This is a genomic window from Phaeobacter sp. JH20_02 (genome assembly GCF_048056915.1).
Taxonomy (GTDB): Bacteria; Pseudomonadota; Alphaproteobacteria; order Rhodobacterales; family Rhodobacteraceae; genus Phaeobacter; species Phaeobacter bryozoorum.
This window is the reverse complement of sequence record NZ_JAYMVP010000022.1, coordinates 15,639-41,604: the sequence shown is the minus strand read 5'-3', so window position 1 is coordinate 41,604 and position 25,966 is coordinate 15,639. Positions and strand designations below refer to the sequence as shown.

The window sequence follows — 25,966 nt, the reverse complement described above, 5'->3', positions numbered from 1 at the left end:
ATGACCGACAGCCCCGCCCCACAGCAGACGGAGACCTGCGCGCGCCCGGCAGCCGGGGCCGAACAGGCGCGTATTCTGACCATCATCCTGAACTACAAGACGCCGGAAATGACGCTGGACTGTGCCGCCGCCGCGCTGGAGCAGATGAACGCGCTGCAAGGTGAGGTGGTGATCATAGACAACGGCTCTGGCGATGGGTCCTATGACAAATTGCTGACGGCGGTGCAGGAGCGTGGCTGGCTGGACAGCGGCCGCCTGCGCCTGATCGCCAGCGACCGCAACGGCGGGTTTGGGGCGGGCATGAACATCGGCTTTCGCCTCGGCCTCGCCGATGGCAGCGCGCCTGAGTTTTATTATCTGCTGAACTCGGATGCCTTTGTGCAGCCGGGAGCGATCCGCGCATTGCGGGATTTCTTGCAGGCCACACCAACCGCCGGGCTGGTCGGCTCTTATGTGCGGGGCACCGATGGGACGCCCCATTGCACCGCCTTCCGGTTCCCGACCATTGCGGGGGAATTCGAATCCTCGGTGCGGACCGGCATCGTGACCCGCCTGCTGAAAGATGCCGTGGTGCCCATGGAGATCCCGACCGAGCCAACTCAGCTGGATTGGACCGCTGGTGCCAGCCTGATGATCCGACGCGAGGTGATCGAGGCGGTTGGAGGTTTTGACGAGACCTTCTTTCTCTATTTCGAGGAAACCGAATTGTGCCACCGTGCCGCCCGCGCCGGATGGAGCACGCATTATCTGCCGGAAAGCGAGGTGGCCCATGTGGGATCCGCCTCAACCGGGATGAAGGATTGGCAGCGCACACCGCAATACTGGTTCGACAGCAGGCTGCATTACTTTCTCAGCACCCATGGACGCGCCTATACGGTCGGGGCCACATTGGCGCTGATCACGGGCAGCCTGCTCTATGGGCTGCGGCGGCTGGTGTCGGACAAACCCGCCTCGGATCCGCCCTATTTTCTGCGGGACCTGATCGTTCATCATAGCCGCGCGATCTTTCGCCGCCGCCAAACCCAGCCTATGGAAACGCGCCAGACCCCGTTTCAACCGGAGGAGCAGAAATGACCCCATTCTCCTGTATCGTGCTTGGCAATGAATCGCTGCTTGTCGCCTGCGCCGACACCCTGATGGCCCGTGGCCACAGCATCGCCGCCGTGGTGACCAAAGACGCCGAAATCCGCCAGTGGGCCGCTGACAAGGGGCTGAGCGTGCTGGAGGATGCGCGCGACTTTGGCGGATCGGTGGACTGGCTGCTGTCGATTGCCAATCTCGAAATCATCCCCGACAGCGTGCTGACCCGCGCGACCAAGGGCGGCGTCAATTTCCATGATGGACCGTTGCCGCGCTATGCCGGTCTCAATACGCCGAACTGGGCCCTGATCGAAGGGGCGACGGAATACGGTATCACCTGGCATATGATCGAGGGCGGTGTGGATGAGGGCGACATCCTCGCCCAGCGCCTGTTTGAGATTGCCGGGGATGAGACGGCCTATAGTCTCAACGCCAAATGCTACGCCGCGGCGATGGACAGCTTCGGCGATGTGCTGAGCCAGCTGGAAACCGACACGCTGGCGCGGCAGGCGCAGGATTTCAGCACCCGCAAGCTCTATACCCGCGCTGATCGGCCCGAAGCCGGCGCCCTGCTGGACCTGTCGCAGCCCGCGGCTGATGTGCACCGGCTGATCCGCGCGCTTGATTTCAACGGCTATTGGAACCCGCTCTGCGCGGCCAAGCTACATCTGGGCACGGAGGACAGCGCGCCGGTGGTGCTGATCGGCTCTGCCGAGGTGGTGCCGGGATCGGCGGCACCGGGCACCGTGCTAGCCGTCGACGACACCAGCGTCACGCTGGCCTGCGGCGACCGCGCGCTGCGGCTGCTGGGGTTGCACCATAGCGATGGTCGCCTGATCCGCGCCGGCACCCATGTCCAAACCGGGGATGTGCTGCGGCAGCTGGATGCGGAGACGCGCCGCGATCTGACAGGGCGGCTGGCCGCAACACAGGCAAGCGAAGCCAGATGGCGCGCGGCCCTCGCCGCGCTGCCTGCCACGGATCTGCCGCTTGCCAGACCCGCGGGCGATGCCAGAGCCGATATCACCAGCCACGCGCTGAACCTGCCCGACGGCCATGCCATGACGGAAGCCGATGCGGTGACCACGGCGCTTGCCCTGGCGCTGTGCAGTTCAGGGTCCGAGGCTGCGGGGATCGCGCTTAGCAATGATGCGCTGCAACAGGCGGCGGTCACAGGGATGATCTGTGACTGGGTGCCGATGCAATCCAGCCGCGACAGCTACCTGGCAGACCTGCAAACCCGCCTGCGCGAGGATCTCGACAGCATCCGCAACAGCGGCGGATTCGCATCCGATCTGATCGCCCGCGCGCCAGAGCTGCGGCAGACCGCAGGCAGCGGCCTTTGCCCCGACATCGGCTGCAATCTGGGGAGCAACCGGCCCATTGCGGGATGTGCGGCGACGCTTTGCCTGACGGATGGCAGGCTGACTCTGGAGGCTGATAGCACACGCCTTGATGCGCAGGCCGTCGACCTGCTGATCGCTCGGATCAACATGCTGGTAGCAGCGCGCGACGCAGCGGCCGAGGGGACTTTTGCCGATCTGCCCGTGCTGCCAGAGACCGAACGGCAACAGATGCTGGTGGCCTGGAATGAAACCGCTCTGACCGGGACGCAGGACACCACCATCCCGGCAGAATTTGCAGCCCAGGTGGCGCGGACCCCGGAGGCCACAGCGCTTGTCTACGAAAATCAAAGCCTGACCTACGCGGAGCTATCTGAGGAGGTCGAACAACTGGTGGCGCTGCTGCGCCACCGGGGTGTTGCGCCGGGCAGCCATGTCGGCATCTATCTGGGGCGGAGCCCTGCGCTGGTCATCGCGGCGCTGGCGACCATGGCCGCGGGCGGGGCCTATGTGCCGCTTGATCCGGCCTATCCGGCGGATCGGATCGCGCATTTCATCACCGACAGCGCGGCCAGTGTGATCCTGACCGACAGCCGTCTGCGCGACCAGCTGCCCGGCACCGCATCTGCCGATGTTCTCTGTCTGGATGATCTGCCGGAGACACCCGCAGGCAGCGGTGGGCCGACCACCCAGCCGGGACCGCAGGATCTGGCTTATCTGATCTATACCTCCGGCTCTACCGGCACCCCAAAGGGGGTGATGGTGCGCCATGGCAATGTGGCAAATTTCTTTGCCGCGATGGACCAGCGGGTTCCGCATCAGCCGGGCGATTGCTGGCTGGCAGTGACCAGCCTGTCGTTTGATATCTCCGTGCTTGAGCTGTTCTGGACCCTGTCGCGCGGCTTCAAGCTGGTGCTGTCCAGTGATGAGGCACGGTTGCAGCTGTCCAATGGCCCCATCGCAACCAGCGACCGGGGCATGGACTTCAACCTGTTCTACTGGGGCAATGACGACGGCCCCGGTCCGCGCAAATATGAACTGCTGTTGGAGGGCGCGAAATTCGCCGATCAGCACGGGTTCAACGCGGTCTGGACACCGGAGCGGCATTTCCACGCCTTTGGTGGCCCCTATCCGAACCCGGCGGTAACCGGCGCGGCGGTGGCTGCGGTGACGAAGAATATCGGTGTGCGCGCGGGCTCCTGCGTGGCGCCGCTGCACCACCCGGCCCGCATTGCTGAGGAATGGTCGGTGATCGACAATCTGACCGGCGGCCGCGCCGGTATTGGCTTTGCCTCGGGCTGGCAGCCGGATGATTTCATCCTGCGCCCCGAAAACACCCCCCCCGCCAACAAGCCTGCGCTGTTTGAGGCGATCGAGACCGTGCGCAAGCTCTGGCGCGGCGAGGAGGTTGCCTTCCCGCGCAAGGATGGCGGCGACCACGCGGTGCTGACCCAGCCGCGCCCGGTGTCAAAGGAACTGCCGGTCTGGGTGACAACGGCCGGCAACCCCGAGACCTGGCGCGAAGCTGGCAGCATCGGGGCCAATGTGCTGACCCATCTGCTGGGCCAGAGCATCGACGAAGTCGCGGGCAAGATCGCCATATACCACGACGCCCTGCGCGCGGCTGGTCACGATCCGCGCGATCACAAGGTCACGTTGATGCTACACAGCTATCTTGCCGATACCCGCGAGGACGCCCGCGCCACGGCCCGTGAACCGATGAAGGATTACCTGCGCGCAGCAGCCGGTCTGATCAAGCAATACGCCTGGGCCTTCCCCGCGTTCAAGAAACCCGAGGGGGTGAAAAACCCGTTTGAAATGGATCTCGGGATGCTCTCGACAGAGGAGCTGGAGGCCATTCTGGACTTCGCCTTTGAACGGTATTTCGAAGACTCCGGCCTGTTTGGAACCATTGCCGATGCCATGCAGCGGGTCGAACAGCTGAAGCGGATTGGCGTTGATGAAATCGCCTGTCTGATCGACTACGGCATCGCGCCCGAGGTGGTGCTGGAGGGGCTGAAACCCCTTGCGGAGGTGCTGCGTCTTGCCAATGCCCCGCAGGAACTTGCGGCGGAGGATGTCTCGCTGGCGGCGCAGATCCTGCGCCATGGCGTCACCCATATGCAATGCACCCCGTCGATGGCGCGGATGATCACCGCGGATGCCGATGCGCGCCCGGTGCTGGGGCGGCTGTCGCACCTGCTGATCGGCGGGGAGGCGCTGCCGGGAGATCTGGTCGCGGATCTGCGCGGGGCGACCAGCGCAGAGATCCACAATATGTACGGACCGACGGAGACGACGATCTGGTCAACCATGCAGACCCTATCCGGCGTGCCCGCCGGGACCGCCCAAATCGGGGCGCCGATTGCCAATACCACTGTTTATGTCGTCAAGGAGGATCTGTCCCCGCAGCCGGTCGGAGTGCCGGGGGAGCTGCTGATCGGCGGCGCAGGCGTCACCGCCGGGTATTGGCAGCGCCCCGAGCTGACTGCGGAACGGTTTATTCCCGATCCCTTTAGCGATGCGGGCGCCGGGGTGACCTCGACCCGTCTGTATCGCACCGGCGATCTGGTCCGCTGGCGCGGCGATGGCCAGCTGGAATTCCTCGGCCGTAGTGACCATCAGGTCAAGATCCGGGGCCAGCGGATCGAGCTGGGCGAAATCGAGGCCGCGCTTGCTGCCATGGACGGGATAACCGGCGCGGTTGTGGTGGCGCGCGACAGCGGGGCAGACACCCGGCTGGTTGCCTATGTCACCGGCGCACTGCCCCCGGATCAGGCAGCGCTCAAGGCCGCGCTGGCGCAGCAGCTCGCTGCCGTCATGGTGCCAAGCCATATCGAACATCTCGCCGCCTTCCCGCTGACGCCGAACAAGAAGATCGACCGCAAGGCCCTGCCGGACCCGAAACCGGTGCGGATCACTGCTCCCATCTCCGACACCCCGCTCAGCGCCGGAGCGCAGAGCAAGATTGCCGAGATCTGGGCCGGGATCCTTGGGGTCAGCGGTATCGGGGCAGAGGACAATTTCTTCACCCTCGGCGGTCATTCCTTGCTGGCCGTGCAGGCCCATCGCGACATTCGCGGCGCTCTGGATGTGCCGAAGCTCTCGATCACGGATATCTTCCGGTTTCCGACGCTGTCGGGGCTGGCCAGCCATATCGACACGCTGACCGGAGCGGCCCCGGCAGAGGACACCGCCGCCCCCGCGGTCGATGCGGCGGCAAAATCCGATATGATGTCGAAACGCCGCGCGATGCGGGCCAACCGCAAGGCCCGCAGCGGATGAGCCTTGCCGATCCGCTCTCACGCAGCGCCCGGCACAAGGCGCTGATCCGCCGGTTGTTTGACGCCTGTGTCGTGGTGGAAACCTGCGATCCGCAGGACGATCCGCCTCCGCCCTTCCCTGAGGAGGCCGCCTGCCTGTCGCCAAATGCCGTCGAGAAGCGGCGGCGCGAATTTGCGGCGGGCCGCGCTGCCGCGCATCGCGCGATGGCAACGCTGGGCCTGACACCAAGCGCGATTCCCGTCGGCCCCAAACGCGCGCCGGTCTGGCCGCCTGAGGTTGTCGGCTCGATCAGCCATTGTCACAGCGCCGCCGTCGCCGTTATGGCCCTGCCCCAACAGATGCGCGGGCTCGGGGTCGACGTGGAGGAGGACACGCCTCTGGCGAATGACCTGATCCCGCAGATCTGCCGCCCGGCCGAGCGTGACTGGCTCGCACAACAAAACAGCCCCGGCCAGCTCGCCAAAGTGATATTCTCGGCCAAGGAAGCGGCTTATAAATGTCAGTACCGCCTGAGCGAGCGGTTCTTTGGCTTTGACGGGATGGAAGTTGAGATGGATTTGGCGCAGGGCACCGATCAGATCAGCGGGACGTTTTGCGCGCGGTTCACAGCGGATCAGCTGCCGTTTCGAAAAGGCGACGCCATTGACGGGCGTTTTGTTATCGGGGAGGGGCTGATCGCAACCGCCGCGCAGCTGCCAGAGGTGCAATGATCGGCCGTCGCGGATTTCTCGCCCTCTTGTCGCTGCTGCCACTGCGCGCGCAGGCCAGCCCCTTTGCCCTGCCCTTGCTGAAGGCCCCGACAGGCCCGATGCGGGTGTTCCACCTTGGCCATTCGCTGGTTGGTCGCGATATGCCGCATATGGTGCGGCAGCTGGCACCGGAAGGGCACAGCTACAACAGCCAGCTGGGGTCGGGCACCCCGTTGCAGGATCACTGGGAGCCGGATCTGGATATCCTGCATTTCGATCAGGTCAATCACCCTCCGGTCTGGCGGGATGCACGCGAGGCGGTTGGCTCCGGTGATTATGACGCCGTGATCCTGACGGAGATGGTCGAACTGCGCGACGCGCTGCGCTATTTCAAAGGCGCGCGATATTTTCGCCGCTGGGCTGATCTGGCCCGGGCGGGGTCGGATCGGACGCGGATATACCTCTATGAAACCTGGCACCCGCTGGATACGCCGGATGGCTGGCTGAAGCGGATCGACGGTGATCTGGAACAGCTCTGGCTGGGCGGGCTGGCCGGATCTGACAGCCGCCGCAATCCGAGACGTCCCGCCTATCTGATCCCCGCAGGACAGGTGATGGCCGCCGTCGTGCGCGCCGCCGAGGACGGCCAGATCGACGGGATGACTCATCGCGAGGCGCTTTTTGCCCGCACATCCGAGGGGGCACTGGACCCGATCCATATCAACGATCTGGGCGCCTATGTCGTAGCGCTGACCCATGTCAGCGTGCTTTATCACAAAAGCCCGGTTGGCCTGCCGCATCAGCTGCAACGCGCCGATGGCTCGCCTGCGGATGCTTTCAGCGCCAAAGCCGCGCGGCAGGTGCAGGAGATCGTCTGGCAGGTGATCACGCGCCACCCCCGCACTGGTGTTTCCCCATGACGCTGGCAGATCTGGTGGCCAGTGTCGTCATGGTCGGGCATTCCCTGTTCGGACCCGACAATCCGGTGATGCTGGACCAGCTCCTGGCCCGGCAACCGGCCGCGACTGCCGGACAGATCGCCGAAGAGGTCAGGGTCGAGGCGCAGATCATCAACGGCGCGCCGCTCAGCTACAATTGGACACATGCCGATCAGGCCGAGGGGATCAATGCCCGCACCCGTCTGGCCGAAGGCGTGGATGCGCTGATCGTGACCGAGGCGATCCCCCTCGCCAACCACCTGAAGTGGAGCGATACCGAGGGGGCGCTGACGCAGTTCTACAACCTTGCCCACACCGCCAACCCTGAGGTTGAGGTCTATCTGCAGGAAACCTGGCACAGCCTGAACAGCGGAACCGGGGTTGAGGTGCCTTTTGATCCGGGGGCGACAATGCAATGGCGCGACCGGCTGGCCGCGGATCTGCCGCGCTGGCAAAAGGTCGTCGACACGGTCAACAAAAAGACCGGCGGAGAGATCAGGCTGCTCAAGGCCGGTCAGGCGATGGCGCGACTGGATGACGCCATACAGGCAGGTACGGTGCCGGGCCTTGCGCGGATCGAAGATGTCTTTGCCGATGATATCCACCCCAATGATCTTGGGTTTTATTTTCTGTCCGCGCTGCAATACGCGGTGCTGACCGGTCAGTCTCCGGTGGGGCTGCCGCACCAGCTGCGCTCCAAATGGGGCGGTCGCTACGAGGCGCCCGCGCCGGACCTGGCGCGACGACTGCAGGAGATCGCCTGGGATGCCGCTCAGGACCGAACGCAGCGGGCAGCCCTGCCTGCCGATCCGCCGCCGCTGCCCGACGACCCGATGCTGCCTGCGCTGAACCGAGTGGTTCCGGCCAGCCAGACCAGCGCGCCGCGCGACATCGCCGCAGCGCAGGGGCTACCCCAGGGCGCCGAGGTGCCGCATCAGCCGATTGCGATGAACCTGGCCTCGATTGCCGATTGGAGCCCGCAGGCTCCGTTTCTCGACCATTTCAAAACTGCCCGTCCGTGGATTGGTCATCTGGCCGGGCAATGGGGGGGCGCGGATTATGCCGATCTTGCAGCAGCGGGATATCTGGACCCTGATGGCTGGCCGACCGCAATTCCACCGGAGCTTGGCTCGGTCGGGACGCTGATCCTCACCGATTTGCCTGCGGAGGCCGCCAGCCTCGCTGGGCGCTATGTCCTGCTGTTTGACGGCGACGGGATTGTCGAGGTGACGGGGCGGGCCAAGAACATCCGCTACGGCAAGAGCGAAATCCGCTTTGACTATACGCCCGGTCCCGGCGCGGTCGAAATCCGCATTCAGCGCAGCGACCGGCAGGGAACCGGTGACTATATCCGCAACATCGCGGTGGTGATGGAAAAACACCTGCCGGACTGGCAGGCCGGCGCCATCTTCAATCCGGATTTCATGGCGCGGATGCGTGGGTTTGCAGCGCTGCGATTCATGGACTGGATGGCCACCAACGACAGCACGCAGGTTGGCTGGGAGGATCGCCCAAGGGTGCAGGACTACAGCTGGGCGGCCAAAGGTGCGCCAGCGGAGGTGCTGGTGGCGCTGGCCAATCAGCTTGGCACCGCGCCCTGGTTCACCCTGCCCCATATGGCCGACGACAGCTATGTCCGTAACTACGCGCGGCTGGTGCGGGAGCAGCTGGACCCCGCGCTGACCGCCTATGTGGAATATTCCAACGAGGTCTGGAACTGGCAATTCGAACAGGCGGTCTGGGCTGATGATCAGGCCCGCGCCCGCTGGGGTGGCCAGGATCTGTGGATGCAGTTCTACGGTGGCCGCGCTGCCGAGGTTGCCGCGATCTGGACGGAGGTTTTTGGCGCGGCGGCCGATGACCGGCTGGTGCGCGTTATCTCTACCCAGACGGGGTGGCTGGGGCTGGAGGAACAGGTGCTGACCGCGCCGCTCTGGGTTGCCGAAGATGCCACGCGCCGACCGCCGGCCCGCGCTTTTGACGCCTATGCGGTGACCGGCTATTTCGGCGGCGTTCTCGGCCTGCCGGAACGCGCGCCAATTCTGCGCGCCTGGATTGCCCAGAGCCGCGAGCAGGCTGAGGCCGCCGCCAGGGCCAAGGGTCTCAGCGGAACCGCCGCAGCCGATTTTGTCGAGGCGCATCAATATGATGCCGCCAGCGCATTGGCCGCGGCAGAATTGCAGGACGGGCTGGTCTCCGGCAGTTCCGACGACACGATCAGCGATCTTCTGGGCCGGGTTCTGCCCTATCATGCCAAAGTTGCAGAGGCCCACGGGCTCGACCTGATCATGTATGAGGGCGGCAGCCATGTGGTTGGCTTGGGTTCGATGGTCGATGACGACATGCTGACCGGTTTTTTCAGCCATTTCAATTACACCGAGGAGATGGGCGGCCTGTATCGCAGCCTGTTGCAGGGCTGGCCCGCCTTGGGCGGAAGTCTGTTCACCGCCTATTCGGATGTTTCGGCACCCGGAAAATGGGGCAGCTGGGGCAGCCTGCGCTATCTGACCGACGACAACCCGCGCTGGCGCGCTGTGGAGGCGGCGAAATGAAACCGCTGTTGAGCGTGCTGATCCCCGCACATAATGAGGCGGGCTATATCGGGTCCTGTCTGTCGGCGCTGTTTGCCAGTGATCCGCTGCCGGATGGTGCCACCGCCGAGGTCTTGGTGATCGCCAACGGTTGCACTGACACCACGGTCGCGGCGGCGCAGGCGGTGACGGTGCCGCCCGGGTGGGATTGCAGGGTGATTGATCGGCGCGAGGGCGGCAAGATCGGGGCTCTTCAACAGGGAGAAGCGCAGGCCACCGGTGGCATCTTGGTGTATCTTGACGCCGATGTGTGTGTCGCCCCACCGCTGATGGCGCAGATATGCCACGCGCTGGATTGCACCGCGCCGCGCTATGCCAGCGGGTCGCCCCGGCTGGCTCCGGCCGAGAGCCTGATCAGCCGCCTTTACGGGCGGTTCTGGGAAACACTGCCCTTTGTCCAGCAGGGGGTGCCGGGGTTTGGCCTCTTTGCGATGAACCGGGCCGGGCGCGGGCGCTGGGAAGACTGGCCGGACATAATCGCCGACGATATCTACGCGCGCCTCAGCTTTGCGCCGCACGAGCGGCTCCGGCTAGAGGCAAGCTACCAATGGCCGCTGATCGAGGGGTTTCGCAATCTGGTGCGCGTGCGCAGACGCCAGAATGCCGGGGTTGCAGAGATTACCGCGCGGTTCCCCGCACTGCTGGCCAATGAGGACGTCACCCGCCCTGGCCCCGCAGCAATTGTCGCGCGGGCGCTGCGCGACCCGGCGGGATTTATGTCCTATGCGGCTGTTGCCATCGCGGTGAAGTCGCCGCTGTTTCGCGGCCGACAGGAAACCCGCTGGACGCGGGGCCGCTAGGCGGGCCATTGCGCTGGCCTAGCTGGACTGCCCAGCAATCGCCGATCGGAAATGCGCCGCCAGCTTTGCAGCCTCTGTGTCGCTGTCGTGCCGCTCGATAACCCGGGCGCGCCCGGCCTGCCCCATGGCAACCCGTTTGGAATGGGGCGTCGCTGCCAGATCCCGGATGGCCTGCGCCAGAGCAGCAGGATCACCCGCAGGCACCAGCCAGCCGGTCTCTCCCGGCAGCACCAGTTCAGGCGTACCCGCGATATAGGTGGCAATAACCGGACGTGCGGCTGCCATGGCCTCCATCACCACCATGGGCAGACCTTCGGCAAAGGAGGGCATCACCAGCGCCTGCGCGCGGGCCAGTTCGGCCCTGACATCAGCCTCGGAGAGCCAGCCGGTCAGCGTGACATGATCACCAAGCCGGTGCTTCGCTATGGCGGCCTCCAGATCGGGGCGCATCTCACCATCGCCGATCAGCGCAAGATGCAGATCGGGATAATCCGCGACCAGATGCGCCATGGCCTCGATCAGCATCATCTGGCCTTTCTGCTCCACAAAGCGACCGATGGCGGCAATCCGCAAAGCGCCTTCCGGCAATGGCGCGGGATCTGCAAAACGTGCAGGCTCGATCCCGCAATGCACCACCTTCAACCGCTCCCAGCTGCCAAAGGCCGCCCATCGGCTCAGTTGACTGCGGCCAAAACTGCTGATGGCTACCGCAAATCTGGCGCGGTTCAGTTTCTCCCCCAGGGACAAGGGTTGCGGCGCGTCGAATTCCTCTGGCCCGTGGGTGGTGAAACTATAGCCCGGCCCGCCCAGTTCAGAGGCCAGAAGTGCAACGGTGGTTGCATTGGTGCCGAAATGCGCGTGCAGGTGGGCGATCTCCTGCTGCGCGGCATAATCGGCGACGTAGGCAGCCTCGGCCAGATAGATCAGATGACGCAGACGCCCCGCCTGCGACGCCGCCCCCAGGCGCCAGGCCATGCGGAGCGCGCCGATCAGACGTCGCGGCGTCCTGCGAGCAGACCGCATCAGCGCCTGGAGCAGACCGATTGCACCCCGGTCAAGGACGTAGATGGTGCGCGCCTGCTCGGCCTGGTCGCCGGGATCCACCAGAGGGGCACTGCTGCGCCGCATGGCGATCCGATGGATCACGTGACCCTGGCGCTCCAGCGCCTGTACCTCGCGCCGGATGAAACTATGCGACGGCTGCGGATAGGTATTGAGAATATACGCTATTTTCACGAGGACGATGGCCCATTTTATGCAAGACTTGTCGCAGGCTATCGTCAGTTGTCACACTTGCCCAGCATTGCCGCGATCATGCCGCGGAATTGACGCCTTTTGGGATCAGTATCGCAAGTGTATCGCAAAACCTCGAGGATATTGATGCCGCAGGTCCTGTCGCTTTTCCAAGGAGAACGCCTCGCCGCCCGCGTGTTGCGCTCGGCCTCCTGGCTGATGATCGGCTATGGCGGCAGTCAGGCGCTGCGGCTGGCGGCGAATCTGGTGATGACGCGGCTGCTGTTCCCCGAAGCCTTTGGCCTGATGGCGCTGGTCAGCGTTGTGGTCACCGGGCTGGCGCTGTTTTCCGATATGGGGATCGGTCCGTCCATTGCCCAGAGCAAGCGCGGTGACGATCCGGATTTCCTCGACACGGCCTGGAGCGTACAGGTGGTGCGTGGATTTGTCCTGTGGGGGCTGACCCTGCTGCTGGCCTGGCCTGTTTCGCAATTTTATGGCGCGCCGGAATTGCTGTGGTACCTGCCCATTGCCGGTATTGCGCTGGTGCTTAACGGATTTGACCCGATCCGCGTGGAGACGGCGCATCGCCATTTGCTGGTCGGTCGACTAACGGCGCTGGAGCTGATCAGCCAGGCTATTGGTATTGGCGCCATGGTTCTGCTGGCCTGGTGGACGCAATCGGTTCTGGCCCTGGTCCTGGGCAGTGTCCTGCAGGCAGGCGTATTCCTGCTGAGCGTGCATCTGGGACTGCCGGGACGGCCCAGCCGGTTTCGATGGGAGCCGACGGCGCTGCGTGAATTGCTGCATTTCGGCAAATGGATTTTCCTGTCGACCGCCTTCTGGTTTCTGACCTCGCAGGGCGATCGGGCCATTCTGGGCAAGTTCGTCCCGCTGGACGTGCTTGGTATCTACAATATCGGATTTTTCCTGGCGAGCTTCCCGATGGCACTCGGCCATGCGGTGAACCAGCGGCTGATGATCCCGGTTTACCGCGACAAGCCTGCCCATGCCGCACCGGAGTACCGGCGCAAACAGCGCCAGCTGCGCGCCGGGCTGAGCATGATGATCCTGTCGATCCTGCTGACGATGGCCTGGCTTGGCCCTTGGCTTGTCGATCTGCTCTATGATGCGCGATATGGCGATGCCGGTCCGATGGTGGTTCTGATCGCGCTTGCCATGGCTCCGGCTGTGATCACCATGACCTATGATCAGGCCGCGTTGGCCGCCGGGGACAGCCGGTCATTCTTTGTTTTTACGGCGGCGCGAGGGATTGCGCAGACGGTGCTGTTTCTGGCCGGGGTGATGCTGTTTGGCCTGACAGGCGGGATCGCCGCGCTGGGGCTGGCGATGGTAATGGCCTATCCGGTGATGATCTGGCTGGCCTGCAAACACCATGTCTGGGATCCGCTGCATGACCTGCTGTTTATGGTTCTGGCTCTGATGGTTGGCCTGTCCGCGATCTGGTGGCACTGGGACAGGCTGACGGCGATGATCGCCGCGGTTGGCTAAGAACCAGGACCGAACGCCTCTTTCAGCCGCTTGCTTCGGCCCCCGGCGGGCGCCGCCTGTTGAAGCCTCTGCGCAGCCGCGCGAGGAAGCCGCGCCGCCGGGGTGCCGTGTCCAGATAGGGGATCGCAACAACCGGTGTCAGGCCGGTCTCCCGCTCCATCTGCGCCACGCTGCGCAGCACCGGGTGCCGCAGCTCAAGCAGGAAGGCGATGCCAAGGGCCAGTCCGATACTGGCAACACCGCCCATCAGTGCCTTTTTCTTGCGCCCGCCTGTTGCCGGATAGTCCGGAAGCGGCGCGGATTCGATGATATTCAAGCGCTCCGACTGGCGCGAGGCTTCCAGACGAAAGCCCACTTCCGCCTCGGTCCGGCGCTGAGAAATCGCATCCAGCTCGCTTTGCAGCTGGCTCATCCTGCGCTCATAGACGCCGAGCTGGCGCTCCACCTCCGGTGTGGTTTCCAGCGATCGCTCAAGCGTCGACCTGCGGTTCAGCAGCAGTTCGCGCTGCGCGTCCAGCGTGGCCAGTTTCTCCTCAAAGACTTCAAGCATGCGACGGGCCGTGGCCTGACGCTGGTTCGATGTGGTCTGATCCGCCTGTCTGCGCAGCTCGATCTGCTCGCGCTCGATCTCCAGCAAGCCGGTATTGAGCGATGAAATCTCCTCGCGGCGCATCTCGATCCCGCCGGGAAGTGCAACGTTATTGGCGTTGCGATAGGCGGTGATCTCATTCTCGAGCTCGGCCACCTCGCCGATGAGCGCGGCTTCCTTGTCGGCAAAAAAGGTCAGGGTTTCCCGGGCCTGTTCGATGCGCGAGCTCTGGCTCAGTTCAATCGTGCGGGTGGCGAATTCACTGGCAACGGCCTGTGCCTGTTCCGGCGTCGGCATCAGCGCCGAGATGGTCAGCACCGAAATCGTGCCGTCATCGGCAAACCCCTCCCGCGCGGCAGCAACCCCGGTCAGCGAGACGGAGTCGCGCAGCAGCGCCACCTTTTCAGAGGGGACAAGGCCTGGCAGTTCCTTGTAGAGACCGTATTTCTCGATGATTTCCAGGACCGAACCACGCGCCATCAGACGCTGCTCGATCAGTTGCAGCCGCCGCGCCGAAGATCCGTCAACGGTGGATTTGGCAAGTTCGTCGGCGATCTTCGGCCGGGTGATCTGCAGGACCGCCGAGCTTTCGTAGAAATGCTGCTGCTTTGCCGCGACCCATAGCGACACCATGGCACCCAGCAGGACAACCCAAAGGATCACCGACGCGCGCCGTCGCAGCATATCCAAAATGTCATCCAGAGTGCGGATCGGTCCCATGTGTCGGCTCGTTTGATGGTTGGTTGCGGTTGGTCGTCGGTTCAGAAACGGCGCGCGCGCCGGGAGGCGGGATCAGGGACCTCGGCGAGGTCCCCGGTCGGATCTATTGGCCAAATTGCAGCAAACCGGCGCCCCGCGCGCGGTTCAGGCTGACGCCCAGCAACTGGGTTTGACCATCAAAGAGTTTTTCACAGGCCGCGAGATGTGCCGCCGTGGTACGGGTGCCGTCGGCAATCAGCAGAACGCCATCGACCTGCGGCAGAAAGGCGGCGGTATCGTCATGTTCCAGAACCGGCGGCAGATCGAACAATGTCACATCCGCGCCCGTGCTTAGCACCATGTCGTCGATCACGCTGGCGCACCGCCCGTCATGCAGGATTTCGGCGGCGTTGCGGTCCGGGGCTGCGGTCAGCCCGACGGCCAGAGACGCGGCGGGGCGGATCAGATGCTCTGCCAGTGTCAGCTCCCCTGATAGAAAGCCCGGCATATCGCCGGCCGGTGGCAGTTTCAGCGCGGAGGCGACACCGGGTCTGCGAAAATTCAGATCCATCAGAACCGTGCGTGTCCCCGGAACCCGCGCCATGCTGAGCGCGAGGTTGACGGCAGAGAACGTGGCCCCGCACCCGGCTGTCGGCGCCGCAATGGCAACCCGCTTCCAGCCCTGTGCCTTCAGACTGTGAAGCAGGCGGGTGCGCAGCAGGTCAAAGGCGTTTGCGGTGGGGGAGTTGCGAAAGAAATTCACCAGCGGCGAGCGCGCCACCTGATGACCGCGAATGTCCAGTGGGACGCGGTGGAGACGCTCCCACATCTCGGGCAGGGTCGCGGGCAGGCGCTGCGGCTTTGGATCCGTATCTGAGATTCCTTCGAGCGGCCTGTTTCTGCTGCTCTCAGGGCGCCGGGCAAAACGTCTGCCTTCATCGGCCTGCGCGCTGCGCGCGGCAGCCGCCATTTCTCGGGCACTTTCACCGCCCTGTTGTGGCGCGTTCGGCGCAGACTGAGGCTGCCCGGTCAGAGCCGTGTCATGCTCTGGGTCCGAGGAGTTGCGCCCCTTGCGGCGGCGAAATCTCTTAAAGCCTTGTTGCGTCATTGCAATGGGGTCGTCCCACTCCAGTTTCTGTCCACAGGTGCCAGGGGCCTCCGCGTCGTTGATCGCATCTTTCATGAAACCCCCTCGCAGTTCTACCACGTTAGGCAAGATGCGCCTATAGTCCGGCCCATCACAGTTAGATGCGATCGGTTAATATCCCGTGCCTCGCAGAACGACACCCACCGTCCGCAGCAAAAGATCGACATCCGTGCGCAGGCACAGGTCGCCGTGATAGCTGGTATCGGCGCGGGCGCGGGTGGCAAATCCACTCTCATTACGCACCGAGACCTGCCAGAGACCGGTAATCCCGGGTTTGAGATCGAAATAGGCGGTGGCATCGCCGTAGAGCGACAGTTGATCGGGCATCATCGGACGCGGGCCAACCAGGCTCATCTCACCGATCAGAACATTCCACAGCTGTGGCAGCTCATCCAGTGACGTGGTGCGCAGGAAGCGGCCGACCGGCGTGATGCGCGGATCTGCCTTCAGCTTCTGCGTCTCGTCCCATTCGCGCCGCATGGCCGGATTGCTGGCGAGATAACGCTCCAGCAGCTTGTCGGCATCGCGCACCATGGTGCGCAGCTTCAGGATCGAGAATACCCGCCCGCGCTGGCCAAGGCGATCCTGCGTGTAGAAGGGATTGCCCCCTTCCAGCCAAAGCGCAAGCGCGGCCATCAGGATCAAGGGCAGGCTGATCGGCAGTGTGAGCAGAACCAGCGTGATATCGAGCATACGTTTGCCGAAAACGGCATAACCCTGACGAGACATTTTCGAGGACTGGGCCTGAACGTCGTCGCGCAGTCCGGTCAGGTGACTGTCGAGCGCCCGGCGCGGCGAAGATGATCGCGCCGAAAGCTCTGCATTCATATTGGCAACGGACTTGGCGACAGACACAAAACGCGCCTCCCTGACCAATGCCACAGGATAGCCGTTTCCGACCAACGGCCAGCGCGACCATGTCGCGCGACCGGCCGCAACACCAGGCGGGCGAGCAGCCCCCTCTTGCACGAAATCCTTCATTTCCAACCCCAATCTAGGACCGCCCCCGCGATCCTCACCCGTGCGCTGAAACAACAGCGACATTGCCCCGCCAAAGCGGGCGTACTCGCACCAATCTGAGTATCCCGGCACGACAGCGCCCCGGGTCCCAAGTCCAATAAGATCGATGGTTCTTCTCCAGCCGCACCCCCATGAGGCTGGCACCTTCGTCCCAATCAGGCGGCCCGTTCAGGTCGCCCTCCGAACCGCAATTGCGGCCATTTCTTAATAAAGCAATTTTACGCAAATCTCAGTAAAATCGGAGATAGGGCAGTATTCGCTCAATTTTCAGTAAATCAGGGCGCCAACTGAGAAACAATTCCTCTAAAGGATAGGAACTATCTCCGCAGCCTACCCAAAAGTATAAGGAATCAACCAAGACTCATGGCTAAATTCGAGTCCACGCCCGGCTTATCCAATGAGGAATGTTAACCTTCTTTATCCGGTGGCTGGATCTGTTAACCATTTCCCCGCCATTGCCGAAACAAAAATAGCGCCAATCCGGGCCCGATTGTCGCCTGAAGCCAAATGGCGCCAAATCCGGGGCTGACGTTGATCATTGACCCGGAACTTGGCAAGGAGGGGACTGGTGCCGGAAACCGCCGTCACCGCATTCCCGTTTCGGGATCTGGGCAAAAGGACATCGACATGTGCGCTGCATATTCTGAGCCATCCTCTGCATCAACCGCCGGGGCCGCCCCGATGAAATCTGCCAACTGGGTGGCTGCGGATCACGCAGACGGTCGCTTGATGGTCTGGCTGATGAACGAAGGGGACGCCGTGCAACATGTCTCCGCCAGCACCGGCGCCGATTTGATGGCGGATCTGGCCAGGCTGGTTGGCACGCTGCATGGCTGCGCCCCGGAGACGCCGATCCTGCTCAATGATGACAGCCTGCGGGGCGGCACGACGGGCACGATCGCGGTGCCTGCCAAGGTCACGGAGCTGCCGATGGGAGAGGCGATGCTGGGGACGCATCCGCTGCGGTTGCTTGGCGGGCTGTCACAAAGCGCCCCTGTTGGAGTGATGCGCGGTGCCGTCAATCGCATTGCGGGGTTCCTCAGCCTCAACCCCGACTGGGACGGCGTGATCTGCATTGCCGGGATGACGACCCATTGGGCACTGATCAGCGCAGAGGAAGTGGTCAGTTTTCAGAGCTTTCTGACACCCGGACTGTGGCGCAGCCTGGCGCCGGGATTGGGCATTGAGAGGGGCGCAGAATTTCAGAGTGCCGAGCGCACCGCTCTGACAGCGGCGATGGAAACCATCCAGTCCAAACCTGAAGCCCTGGCCGCGCGTTTGGCCGAGCTTCAGGTTCTGCGGGACGGATCAGACAGCGAAACCTCTGCGCGTCTTTGGGGGCTGCTCCTTGGTGCAGAGCTGTCGGCGGCGCGCCCCTATTGGTTAGGGCAGAATGTTGCCCTGATCGCAGCTGCGCCGCTGGATGTGCCCTATTGTCTTGCGCTCAATCACCAGGGCGTGCCGGTTACCCGTACCGACGCCGATCGCATGGCTCTGGCCGGTCTGGTCCGGGCCTGGCGGGGCATCACATCCTAGGATCTGCCAGAGCGCCTATGGCAGCGGATTGGTCTGGAACAGCCGGATCTTCAAACCGCCATGCGCCACCGGCGGACCAAAGGGTTTGAAGGGCAAATTCGTCGCCTTGGCCAAGGAGGTCTCGCTGGTAACGATGCCGACGCGCCAACCACTGAAACGGGCCATCAGCGTTTCCCCAAGCGCCGCATAAAGCGCGTAGAGCAGCTTCTTGTTGCCGATCCGCGCGCCATAAGGCGGGTTCACGATCACCAGACCCGGTTTGCCCTCCGGACCCAGATCCGGTGGCGTCAGGTCGCTGACCGCCTGCTGAACAATGGTCACCAGATCGCCGACCCCTGCCCTTTCGGCATTGGCGGTGGCCATGTCAACCGCGCCATCATTGCGGTCGGATCCGTAGCAGCGTGCGCTGGTCTGGCGCGGGTTCTGCTCAGCACGCAGGGCCTGCCAGGCATCGGGATCAAAGCTGGCCATCTGTTCAAACGCAAAACTGCGGCTGCGGCCGGGAAACAGCCCTCTGGCGATCTCGGCCGCCTCGATCACAAAGGTGCCGGAGCCGCACATCGGATCCACCACGGGCTCCTGCCCGTCATACCCGCAGTCCCGCAGGAACAGAGCGGCGAGGTTCTCGCGCATCGGCGCCTTGCCCACGGCTGTCTTGTGACCGCGCTTGTGCAGCCCCTCGCCGGAGGTATCGACGCTGAAGGTGCAGAGATTATCCTCGATCCGCAGTTTCACCGTGATGGGGGCATCGGCGCTGATCTCGGCGCCAAGCTCCTCCGTGATCGCACGTTCGATACGCTGGGTGGCCGCACCTGCGTGGTAGATCTTGGATTTCTTGTTGGTTGTGGTCTCCACGCGGACCGGGACATCCGCGCGCAGCACATCCGACCAGGGAAATTTGCGTGCGCGCTTGTCGAGCTGCGCGAGGTGAAACGCACGGAAAGAACCGATACGGGCCAGCACGCGCGCGGCACCGCGCAATTGCAGATTGGCGCGCCAGACATCGGGCCAGCCGCCTTCAAAGGTGACGCCACCGGGTACCGTTTTGGCACCAGCAAAGCCAGCCTCCGTCGCTTCGCGCTGCAGGGTCTGCTCCATCCCCGGAGGGGCGGTCAGGAAGATCTCGAATGTATCACATGTATCCATGACCTCTCCTTAGCGGCAAAACCCCCTGTCAGCGACGGCAAATTTCGCCATTCGGCGCGGCGGCGATGGCCGCTACCATTGCCGTGCACGCAAGTGCGGATCGCGCACAGTGGGATTCCCGCGACGATTGCCGCGATGCAGCACCGCAGAGCCCATCCGCACGGTCAGATCACTCGCCTCAAGGTGGATTTCCTTATCTTTAAAATTCAGTATCTTACGACAAACTAAAAAATTAGTTTGACAAGATAGACTGCGGTATGGAACCTGTTTGTCAGCCGGGTGCCACGGGGCATCTTTGGCCACAATAAATCACTAGGGAGGAGAAAGATGCGGAAGTATCTTTTGTCCGCAGCCGCGGTTATTGCCGTGGTCGCGGGACAGGCAGCCTATGCCGATGAGGCCGCTGCCAAGAAATGGATCGACGAAGAGTTCCAGCCCTCGGTTCTGACCAAGGATGAACAGCTCTCGGAGATGCAATGGTTCATCAAGGCGTCCGAGCCGTTCAAGGGCATGGAAATCAACGTCCTGTCCGAAGGCATTCCGACGCATAGCTACGAATCCGAGGTGCTGACCAAGGCGTTCGAGGAAATCACCGGCATCAAGGTGAATCACCAGATCCTCGGCGAGGGTGAAGTGGTTCAGGCCGTGCAGACGCAAATGCAGACCAAGCGGAATCTGTATGACGCCTATGTCAACGATTCCGACCTGATCGGCACCCACTCGCGCCTGCAACTGGCCTATAACCTGACCGACATGATGGAAGGCGACTTCTTCGACGTCACCAACCCCGGTCTGGATCTCGGCGATTTCATGGGCACCCAGTTCACCACGGGCCCCGATGGCGATCTCTACCAGCTGCCCGATCAGCAGTTTGCGAACCTCTACTGGTTCCGCAAGGACTGGTTTGACCGCGAAGATCTGCAGGCCGCGTTCAAAGAAAAATACGGCTATGATCTGGGGGTTCCGGTCAACTGGTCCGCATATGAAGACATCGCCGAATTCTTCAGCGAAGACGTCAAGGAAATCGACGGGACCACAATCTTTGGTCACATGGACTACGGCAAGCGCGCGCCTGACCTTGGCTGGCGGATGACCGACGCCTGGCTGTCGATGGCCGGTGCCGGTTCGAAAGGTGAGCCGAACGGTGTGCCGATCGACGAATGGGGCATCCGCATGGAAGCGGATTCCTGCAACCCTGCCGGTGCAAGCGTGACCCGCGGTGGTGCTGCCAATGGTCCGGCTGCGGTCTATGCGATCCGCAAGTGGGACGAATGGCTGCGCAAATACGCCCCTCCGGGTGCTGCATCCTATGACTTCTACCAGTCGCTGCCCGCTCTGGCACAGGGCAACGTAGCCCAGCAGATCTTCTGGTACACCGCCTTCACCGCCGACATGGTGAAGCCGAAGTCCGAAGGCAACAACACCGTTGACGACGAGGGCAACCCGCTGTGGCGGATGGCGCCCAGCCCGCATGGTCCCTACTGGGAAGAAGGCCAGAAGGTTGGCTATCAGGACGTGGGTTCCTGGACCTTCCTGAAATCCACCCCGGTTGATCGCGCCAAGGCGGCCTGGCTCTATGCTCAGTTTGTTGTGTCCAAGACCGTTGACGTGAAAAAATCCCACGTTGGTCTGACCTTCATTCGAGACTCTTCCGTGAACCACGAGAGCTTCACCGAGCGTGCGCCCAAGCTGGGTGGTCTGGTCGAATTCTACCGTTCGCCCGACCGCGTTGCATGGTCCCCGACCGGCGTGAACGTGCCTGACTATCCGAAGCTGGCCCAGATCTGGTGGCAGCAGATCGGTGACGTGAACTCCGGCGCCTTCACCCCGCAGGAAGCCATGGACCGTCTGGCCGAGGAAATGGACATCACCATGGCCCGTATGCAGCGTGCAGACGAGCAGGCGAATGTCTATGGCGGCTGCGGCCCGCGTCTGAACGAAGAGAAAGACGCCGAGTGGTGGTATGCCAATGGCGGCGCCAAGCCGAAACTGGAGAATGAGAAGCCGCAGGGCCAGACCGTCAACTATGACGAGCTGGTTGCCCGCTGGGCATCTGAGTAACCCCCTCCTCCCCGTGGGGAGCGCGCGGATCTATCCGCTGCGCTCCCCGCTTTCGCCCCGGAGCGTGGCTGGCCCTCTCCGGGGCAATTTTTTCCCAAAATTAGATCGCGCATGCCGCGCGCAACAGGCCGTCCGCCGGAAAGTCAAAGCAAGATGGCACTCGAACTCAGAAACGTGACCAAACGCGTCGGCGCCCAGCTGCATATCAAGGAAACCTCCCTTGTGCTGGAGCCAGGTCACTTCAACGTCCTTCTGGGCGCCACCGGGTCAGGCAAGACCTCTCTTATCAAGATGATGGCGGGTCTTGACCCGATTGCCAGCGGAAAGGTGCTGATGGATGGTCAGGATGTGACCTCGCTCAGCACTCAGAAGCGCAATATCAGCCTGGTGCACCAGTTTTTCATCAACTACCCCCATATGACCGTCTACGAGAACATCGCCTCGCCGCTGAAGGTGGCTGGTATGGCGAAGTCCGAGATCGAAGGCCGCGTCGAAGAAGCCGCAGACATCCTGCAGCTGCGCCCGATGCTGCACCGTCGCCCGCATGAGCTGTCCGGTGGTCAGCAGCAGCGAACCGCGCTGGCCCGCGCAATTGCCAAGGAAAGCCGTGCGGTGTTCCTGGATGAGCCGCTGGCGAACCTCGACTACAAGCTGCGCGAAGAGCTGCGCGATCAGCTGCCCGAGCTGTTTGCTGGTCGTGGCGCCGTTGTGGTCTATGCAACCTCCGAACCGGAAGAGGCGCTGCTGCTGGGTGGGAAGACCGCGCTGATGCAGGATGGCCGCGTCACCCAGTTCGGCACCACTGCCGATATCTATCGCAACCCAGATAATGTTGCAGCGGCGCGCGTATTCTCCGATCCGCCGATCAACACCGCCCCAATCGTGAAGCAGGGCAGCACAGCGCGCCTGGGCAATGACGTCAGCTGGTCGCTGACCGGCGCGGCGGCAGATCTGGCAGATGGCCCCTACACCATCGCGATCCGCCCCTACCACGTTCTGCCGATCGCCAGCCCCGCGACCACGGTGCAGCTGTCGGGCCGGGTGCAGGTGACGGAGCTGTCCGGCTCTGAAAGCAGTGCCCATTTCGACATGGGCTTGGATGCAGATCACGGCAGCTGGGTCTCCCTTGCTGCGGGGGTTCACCCCTATGAGGTCGGCGAACTGCATGATTTTTATATGGATCCCTCGGCGGCATATGTCTTTGCCCCTGATGGCTCCCGCGTGGCGTGAGGCGCAAATGGCAAAAATTACACTCTCAAAACTGCGGCACAGCTATGTGCCGACCCCCTCAAGCGAATCCGACTACGCCCTGAAGGAAATCGACCTCGACTGGACCGATGGCGGTGCCTATGCGCTGCTTGGTCCTTCGGGTTGCGGCAAGTCCACGCTGCTGAACATCATATCCGGCCTGTTGGTGCCCTCCGAAGGGCAGATCCTCTTTGACGGCAAGGATGTCACCAAACTGCCCCCAGATCAGCGCAACATTGCGCAGGTGTTCCAGTTTCCGGTGATCTACGACACCATGACCGTTTACGACAACCTCGCCTTTCCGCTGCGCAACCGCGGCCGTGACGAGGCGACGGTCAAAGAGCGCGTGATGGCCATTGCCGAGATGCTGGAAGTGACTGATCTGCTCAACACCCGCGCCGCAGGGTTGAGCCCGGACAACAAGCAGAAGATCTCCATGGGCCGGGGCCTGGTGCGCGAGGATGTGAACGTCGTCATGTTCGACGAGCCGCTAACCGTGATCGACCCGCATCTGAAGTGGAAACTGCGCTCGAAGCTGAAAGAACTGCATCAGCGCGTGAAGGCCACGATGATCTATGTGACCCATGACCAGACAGAGGCGCTGACCTTTGCCGATCAGGTGGTGGTGATGCAGGATGGTCTGGTGGTACAGATCGGCACCCCGGTTGAGCTGTTCGAACGCCCCGCACATACGTTTGTTGGCCATTTCATCGGCTCACCTGGCATGAACGTGCTGCCTTGCGACCTGCGCGCAGGCCAGCCCTATATCGGCACCCAGCCGATTGCACTGGAAGGCCCGATTTTGGGTGACGCCAAAGGCAAGACCGAGGTCGGCATCCGGCCCGAGTTTGTCACGCTCGCCGCGAACGGCCTGCCTGCAACTGTGACCAAGGTTTCGGATGTCGGGCGGCACACCGTTGTCGAATGTGAAGCTGAAGGCCAGCGGATCAATGCCGTGATCGAAGGTGCAGGCCCCGCCAAGGGCGAGGCGGTCCACCTGTCCTTCCGTCAGGACCAGACCCGGCTTTATGTCGATGGCTGGATCGCGACAGAAGCTGCCCAATCTGCCACCGCGACCGAGGAGCAGGCATAATGAAAACCGAAAACCAAAAGGCGTGGTTCTTTGTCCTGCCTGTCCTTCTGCTCGTTGCCTTCAACGCGCTGATCCCGATGATGACCGTCGTCAACTACTCCGTTCAGGAGACATTCGGCGACAACGTGTTCTTCTGGCAGGGGCTCGACTGGTTCCAGCAGATCCTGCGCTCTGACCGGTTCCATGCCGCGCTGGGACGCCAGTTCCTGTTCACCTTCCTGATCCTGATCATCGAGGTGCCGCTGGGCATCGCCATTGCGCTGTCGATGCCACGCAAAGGGTTCTGGGTGCCGGTCTGTCTGGTGACCATGGCGCTGCCGATGCTGATCCCGTGGAATGTGGTCGGCGCGATGTGGAACATCTTCACCCTGCCGGATATCGGCCTCCTGGGGTATTTCCTGAACCACGTGCTGGGCATCAACTATGATATGACACAGGACCCGATTGCGGCCTGGGTGACCATCGTGACCATGGATGTCTGGCACTGGACCTCGCTGGTGGTACTGCTGAGCTATGCCGGTCTCGTGTCGATCCCCGACGCCTATTATCAGGCGGCCAAGATCGACGGCGCCTCCAACTGGGCCGTGTTCCGGTTCATCCAGCTGCCGAAGATGAAGACGGTGCTGACCATCGCGATCCTGTTGCGGTTCATGGACAGCTTCAACATCTACACCGAGCCGTTTGTTCTGACCGGCGGCGGACCCGGCAATTCCACCACGCTGTTGTCGATTGACCTGGTGAAGATCGCCCTTGGTCAGTTCGACCTAGGCCCGGCTGCCGCCATGTCGCTCATCTATTTCGCAATCACACTTCTGGTCAGCTGGCTGTTTTACACGCTGATGACCAAAGACGACCAGAATTGAGGATCTGATACGATGCAAAAACGTACCATCGTCCCCATCGTCTATATCCTGTTCCTCATGCTGCCGATCTACTGGCTGGTGGCGATGAGCTTCAAGACGACGAATGAAATCCTGTCCGGGTTCTCGCTGTTCCCGCAAACCTTTACGCTTGAGAACTATGCAACGATCTTTACCGATCCGAGCTGGTACTGGGGCTACATCAACTCGATCATCTATGTGTCGATCAATACGGTGATCTCCGTCGCTGTTGCCCTGCCTGCGGCCTATGCGTTCTCGCGCTACCGTTTTCTTGGCGACAAGCAGCTGTTCTTCTGGCTGCTGACCAACCGGATGGCGCCGGCCGCGGTGTTTGCGCTGCCGTTCTTCCAGCTTTATTCTGCTGTCGGCCTGTTCGACACCCATCTCGCGGTGGCTCTGGCGCACTGCCTGTTCAACATTCCACTGGCGGTCTGGATCCTTGAAGGGTTCATGGGCGGCATCCCCAAAGAGCTGGATGAAACCGCCTATGTGGACGGCTATTCCTTCCCGCGCTTCTTTGCCACGATCTTCATCCCGTCGATCAAGGCAGGCGTCGGCGTGGCGGCTTTCTTCTGCTTCATGTTCTCTTGGGTGGAACTGCTGCTGGCCAAGACATTGACCGCCGTTGCCGCAAAACCCATCGCGGCCACCATGACCAAAACCGCCTCAAGTGCCGGGTATGAGCTGGGCCTGCTGGCGGCCGCGGGCACATTGACAATCATTCCGGGCGCGATCGTGATCTATTTCGTCCGCAACTACATCGCAAAAGGCTTTGCGATGGGGAGGGTATAATGCTGAGTTGGATGGCCTGGACCTGGCCCACCGCCCTTGTGTTCATCGGGATCTTTTCGGCCATCGGCCTGATGATCGTTCTGGAAATCCGTCAACCCGGAGGCGACACCCGCAAAGGCGCGCTGGGGCTGGTGACAACCCGTGGCGACCGGCTGTTCATCAGCCTGCTGGGCACCTCCTACATCTTCCTGGCCTGGCTGGGTCTGGTGGGGATGCCGCTGTGGTGGCCGCTGGGGCTCTCGATCGGCTGGTTTGTCTTCACCTTCTGGAAGGTCTGACCGCA

At 62.8% G+C, this 25,966-nt stretch carries 19 protein-coding genes; 14 read left to right on the top strand and 5 right to left on the bottom strand.

Features of this window, described 5'->3' with window-relative positions; all coding sequences use genetic code 11:
* Genes VWY34_RS07015 through VWY34_RS06990 form a run of 6 tightly spaced genes read left to right on the top strand, consistent with a single transcriptional unit; the run spans nucleotide 1 to nucleotide 10,726 of the window.
* Nucleotides 1-1,074 carry a glycosyltransferase family 2 protein gene (locus VWY34_RS07015; RefSeq protein WP_416544816.1) on the top strand — a complete coding sequence of 358 codons (1,074 nt, stop codon included), beginning with the start codon at nucleotides 1-3 and terminating at the stop codon, nucleotides 1,072-1,074.
* On the top strand, nucleotides 1,071-5,708 hold the full coding sequence (locus VWY34_RS07010; protein ID WP_416544796.1) for a MupA/Atu3671 family FMN-dependent luciferase-like monooxygenase: 4,638 nt from the start codon (nucleotides 1,071-1,073) through the stop codon (nucleotides 5,706-5,708). Before VWY34_RS07015 ends, VWY34_RS07010 begins: the two co-directional genes overlap by 4 nt.
* Nucleotides 5,705-6,418: a 4'-phosphopantetheinyl transferase family protein gene (locus tag VWY34_RS07005; RefSeq protein WP_416537285.1), complete on the top strand. Its 714-nt coding sequence runs from the start codon at nucleotides 5,705-5,707 to the stop codon at nucleotides 6,416-6,418. Before VWY34_RS07010 ends, VWY34_RS07005 begins: the two co-directional genes overlap by 4 nt.
* On the top strand, nucleotides 6,415-7,317 hold the full coding sequence (locus VWY34_RS07000; RefSeq protein ID WP_416544795.1) for a hypothetical protein: 903 nt from the start codon (nucleotides 6,415-6,417) through the stop codon (nucleotides 7,315-7,317). The genes VWY34_RS07005 and VWY34_RS07000 overlap by 4 nt, the downstream gene beginning before the upstream one ends.
* Nucleotides 7,314-9,887, top strand: a complete 2,574-nt coding sequence (locus VWY34_RS06995) for a hypothetical protein (protein ID WP_416544794.1) — start codon at nucleotides 7,314-7,316, stop codon at nucleotides 9,885-9,887. The genes VWY34_RS07000 and VWY34_RS06995 overlap by 4 nt, the downstream gene beginning before the upstream one ends.
* Nucleotides 9,884-10,726 carry a glycosyltransferase gene (locus VWY34_RS06990; RefSeq protein WP_416544793.1) on the top strand — a complete coding sequence of 281 codons (843 nt, stop codon included), beginning with the start codon at nucleotides 9,884-9,886 and terminating at the stop codon, nucleotides 10,724-10,726. The genes VWY34_RS06995 and VWY34_RS06990 overlap by 4 nt, the downstream gene beginning before the upstream one ends.
* 18 nt (nucleotides 10,727-10,744) lie before the next feature.
* Here VWY34_RS06990 and VWY34_RS06985 read toward each other — a convergent pair whose 3' ends face one another.
* Complete coding sequence (locus VWY34_RS06985) at nucleotides 10,745-11,962, bottom strand: glycosyltransferase (RefSeq protein WP_416548957.1); 1,218 nt, start codon at nucleotides 11,960-11,962, stop codon at nucleotides 10,745-10,747.
* Between the two features lie 144 nt (nucleotides 11,963-12,106).
* Here VWY34_RS06985 and VWY34_RS06980 point away from each other — a divergent pair, with 144 nt between their 5' ends.
* The gene (locus tag VWY34_RS06980; RefSeq protein WP_416544791.1) at nucleotides 12,107-13,471 is read left to right on the top strand and encodes an oligosaccharide flippase family protein; all 1,365 of its coding nucleotides are present in this window, start codon (nucleotides 12,107-12,109) and stop codon (nucleotides 13,469-13,471) included.
* A 22-nt stretch (nucleotides 13,472-13,493) separates the two neighbouring features.
* Here VWY34_RS06980 and VWY34_RS06975 read toward each other — a convergent pair whose 3' ends face one another.
* The 3 genes from VWY34_RS06975 to VWY34_RS06965 all read right to left on the bottom strand — a co-directional run bounded on the left by VWY34_RS06975 (nucleotide 13,494) and on the right by VWY34_RS06965 (nucleotide 16,734).
* Nucleotides 13,494-14,780 carry a DUF874 domain-containing protein gene (locus VWY34_RS06975; protein WP_340544519.1) on the bottom strand — a complete coding sequence of 429 codons (1,287 nt, stop codon included), beginning with the start codon at nucleotides 14,778-14,780 and terminating at the stop codon, nucleotides 13,494-13,496.
* Nucleotides 14,781-14,883: 103 nt separating this feature from the next.
* Nucleotides 14,884-15,942, bottom strand: a complete 1,059-nt coding sequence (locus VWY34_RS06970; protein WP_416537279.1) for a CpsD/CapB family tyrosine-protein kinase — start codon at nucleotides 15,940-15,942, stop codon at nucleotides 14,884-14,886.
* A 75-nt stretch (nucleotides 15,943-16,017) separates the two neighbouring features.
* Nucleotides 16,018-16,734, bottom strand: coding sequence for a sugar transferase (locus VWY34_RS06965; RefSeq protein WP_416544815.1), 717 nt, complete (start codon nucleotides 16,732-16,734; stop codon nucleotides 16,018-16,020).
* An 873-nt stretch (nucleotides 16,735-17,607) separates the two neighbouring features.
* On the opposite strand from VWY34_RS06965, the gene VWY34_RS06960 reads away from it, so the two are divergent.
* A complete protein-coding gene (locus VWY34_RS06960; RefSeq protein ID WP_416544790.1) occupies nucleotides 17,608-18,462 on the top strand; it encodes a 2-dehydro-3-deoxygalactonokinase in 855 nt (284 codons plus the stop codon).
* Between the two features lie 15 nt (nucleotides 18,463-18,477).
* On the opposite strand, the gene VWY34_RS06955 is transcribed toward VWY34_RS06960, so the two are convergent.
* Nucleotides 18,478-19,608, bottom strand: a complete 1,131-nt coding sequence (locus tag VWY34_RS06955; protein WP_416544789.1) for a THUMP domain-containing class I SAM-dependent RNA methyltransferase — start codon at nucleotides 19,606-19,608, stop codon at nucleotides 18,478-18,480.
* Nucleotides 19,609-19,935: 327 nt separating this feature from the next.
* On the opposite strand from VWY34_RS06955, the gene VWY34_RS06950 reads away from it, so the two are divergent.
* From VWY34_RS06950 to VWY34_RS06925, 6 genes are all read left to right on the top strand, one after another.
* Nucleotides 19,936-21,669, top strand: coding sequence for an ABC transporter substrate-binding protein (locus VWY34_RS06950; protein ID WP_340544511.1), 1,734 nt, complete (start codon nucleotides 19,936-19,938; stop codon nucleotides 21,667-21,669).
* Between the two features lie 153 nt (nucleotides 21,670-21,822).
* Entirely contained in the window at nucleotides 21,823-22,899 is a 1,077-nt protein-coding gene (locus tag VWY34_RS06945) for an ABC transporter ATP-binding protein (RefSeq protein ID WP_416544788.1), read from the top strand.
* 7 nt (nucleotides 22,900-22,906) lie between these two features.
* Nucleotides 22,907-24,010, top strand: a complete 1,104-nt coding sequence (locus VWY34_RS06940; protein ID WP_340544505.1) for an ABC transporter ATP-binding protein — start codon at nucleotides 22,907-22,909, stop codon at nucleotides 24,008-24,010.
* A complete protein-coding gene (locus VWY34_RS06935; protein WP_340544503.1) occupies nucleotides 24,010-24,873 on the top strand; it encodes a carbohydrate ABC transporter permease in 864 nt (287 codons plus the stop codon). Before VWY34_RS06940 ends, VWY34_RS06935 begins: the two co-directional genes overlap by 1 nt.
* A gap of 12 nt (nucleotides 24,874-24,885) precedes the next feature.
* Complete coding sequence (locus VWY34_RS06930) at nucleotides 24,886-25,683, top strand: carbohydrate ABC transporter permease (protein ID WP_008561997.1); 798 nt, start codon at nucleotides 24,886-24,888, stop codon at nucleotides 25,681-25,683.
* Nucleotides 25,683-25,961: a DUF2160 domain-containing protein gene (locus VWY34_RS06925; RefSeq protein ID WP_340544496.1), complete on the top strand. Its 279-nt coding sequence runs from the start codon at nucleotides 25,683-25,685 to the stop codon at nucleotides 25,959-25,961. The genes VWY34_RS06930 and VWY34_RS06925 overlap by 1 nt, the downstream gene beginning before the upstream one ends.
* Nucleotides 25,962-25,966 lie beyond the last annotated feature (5 nt).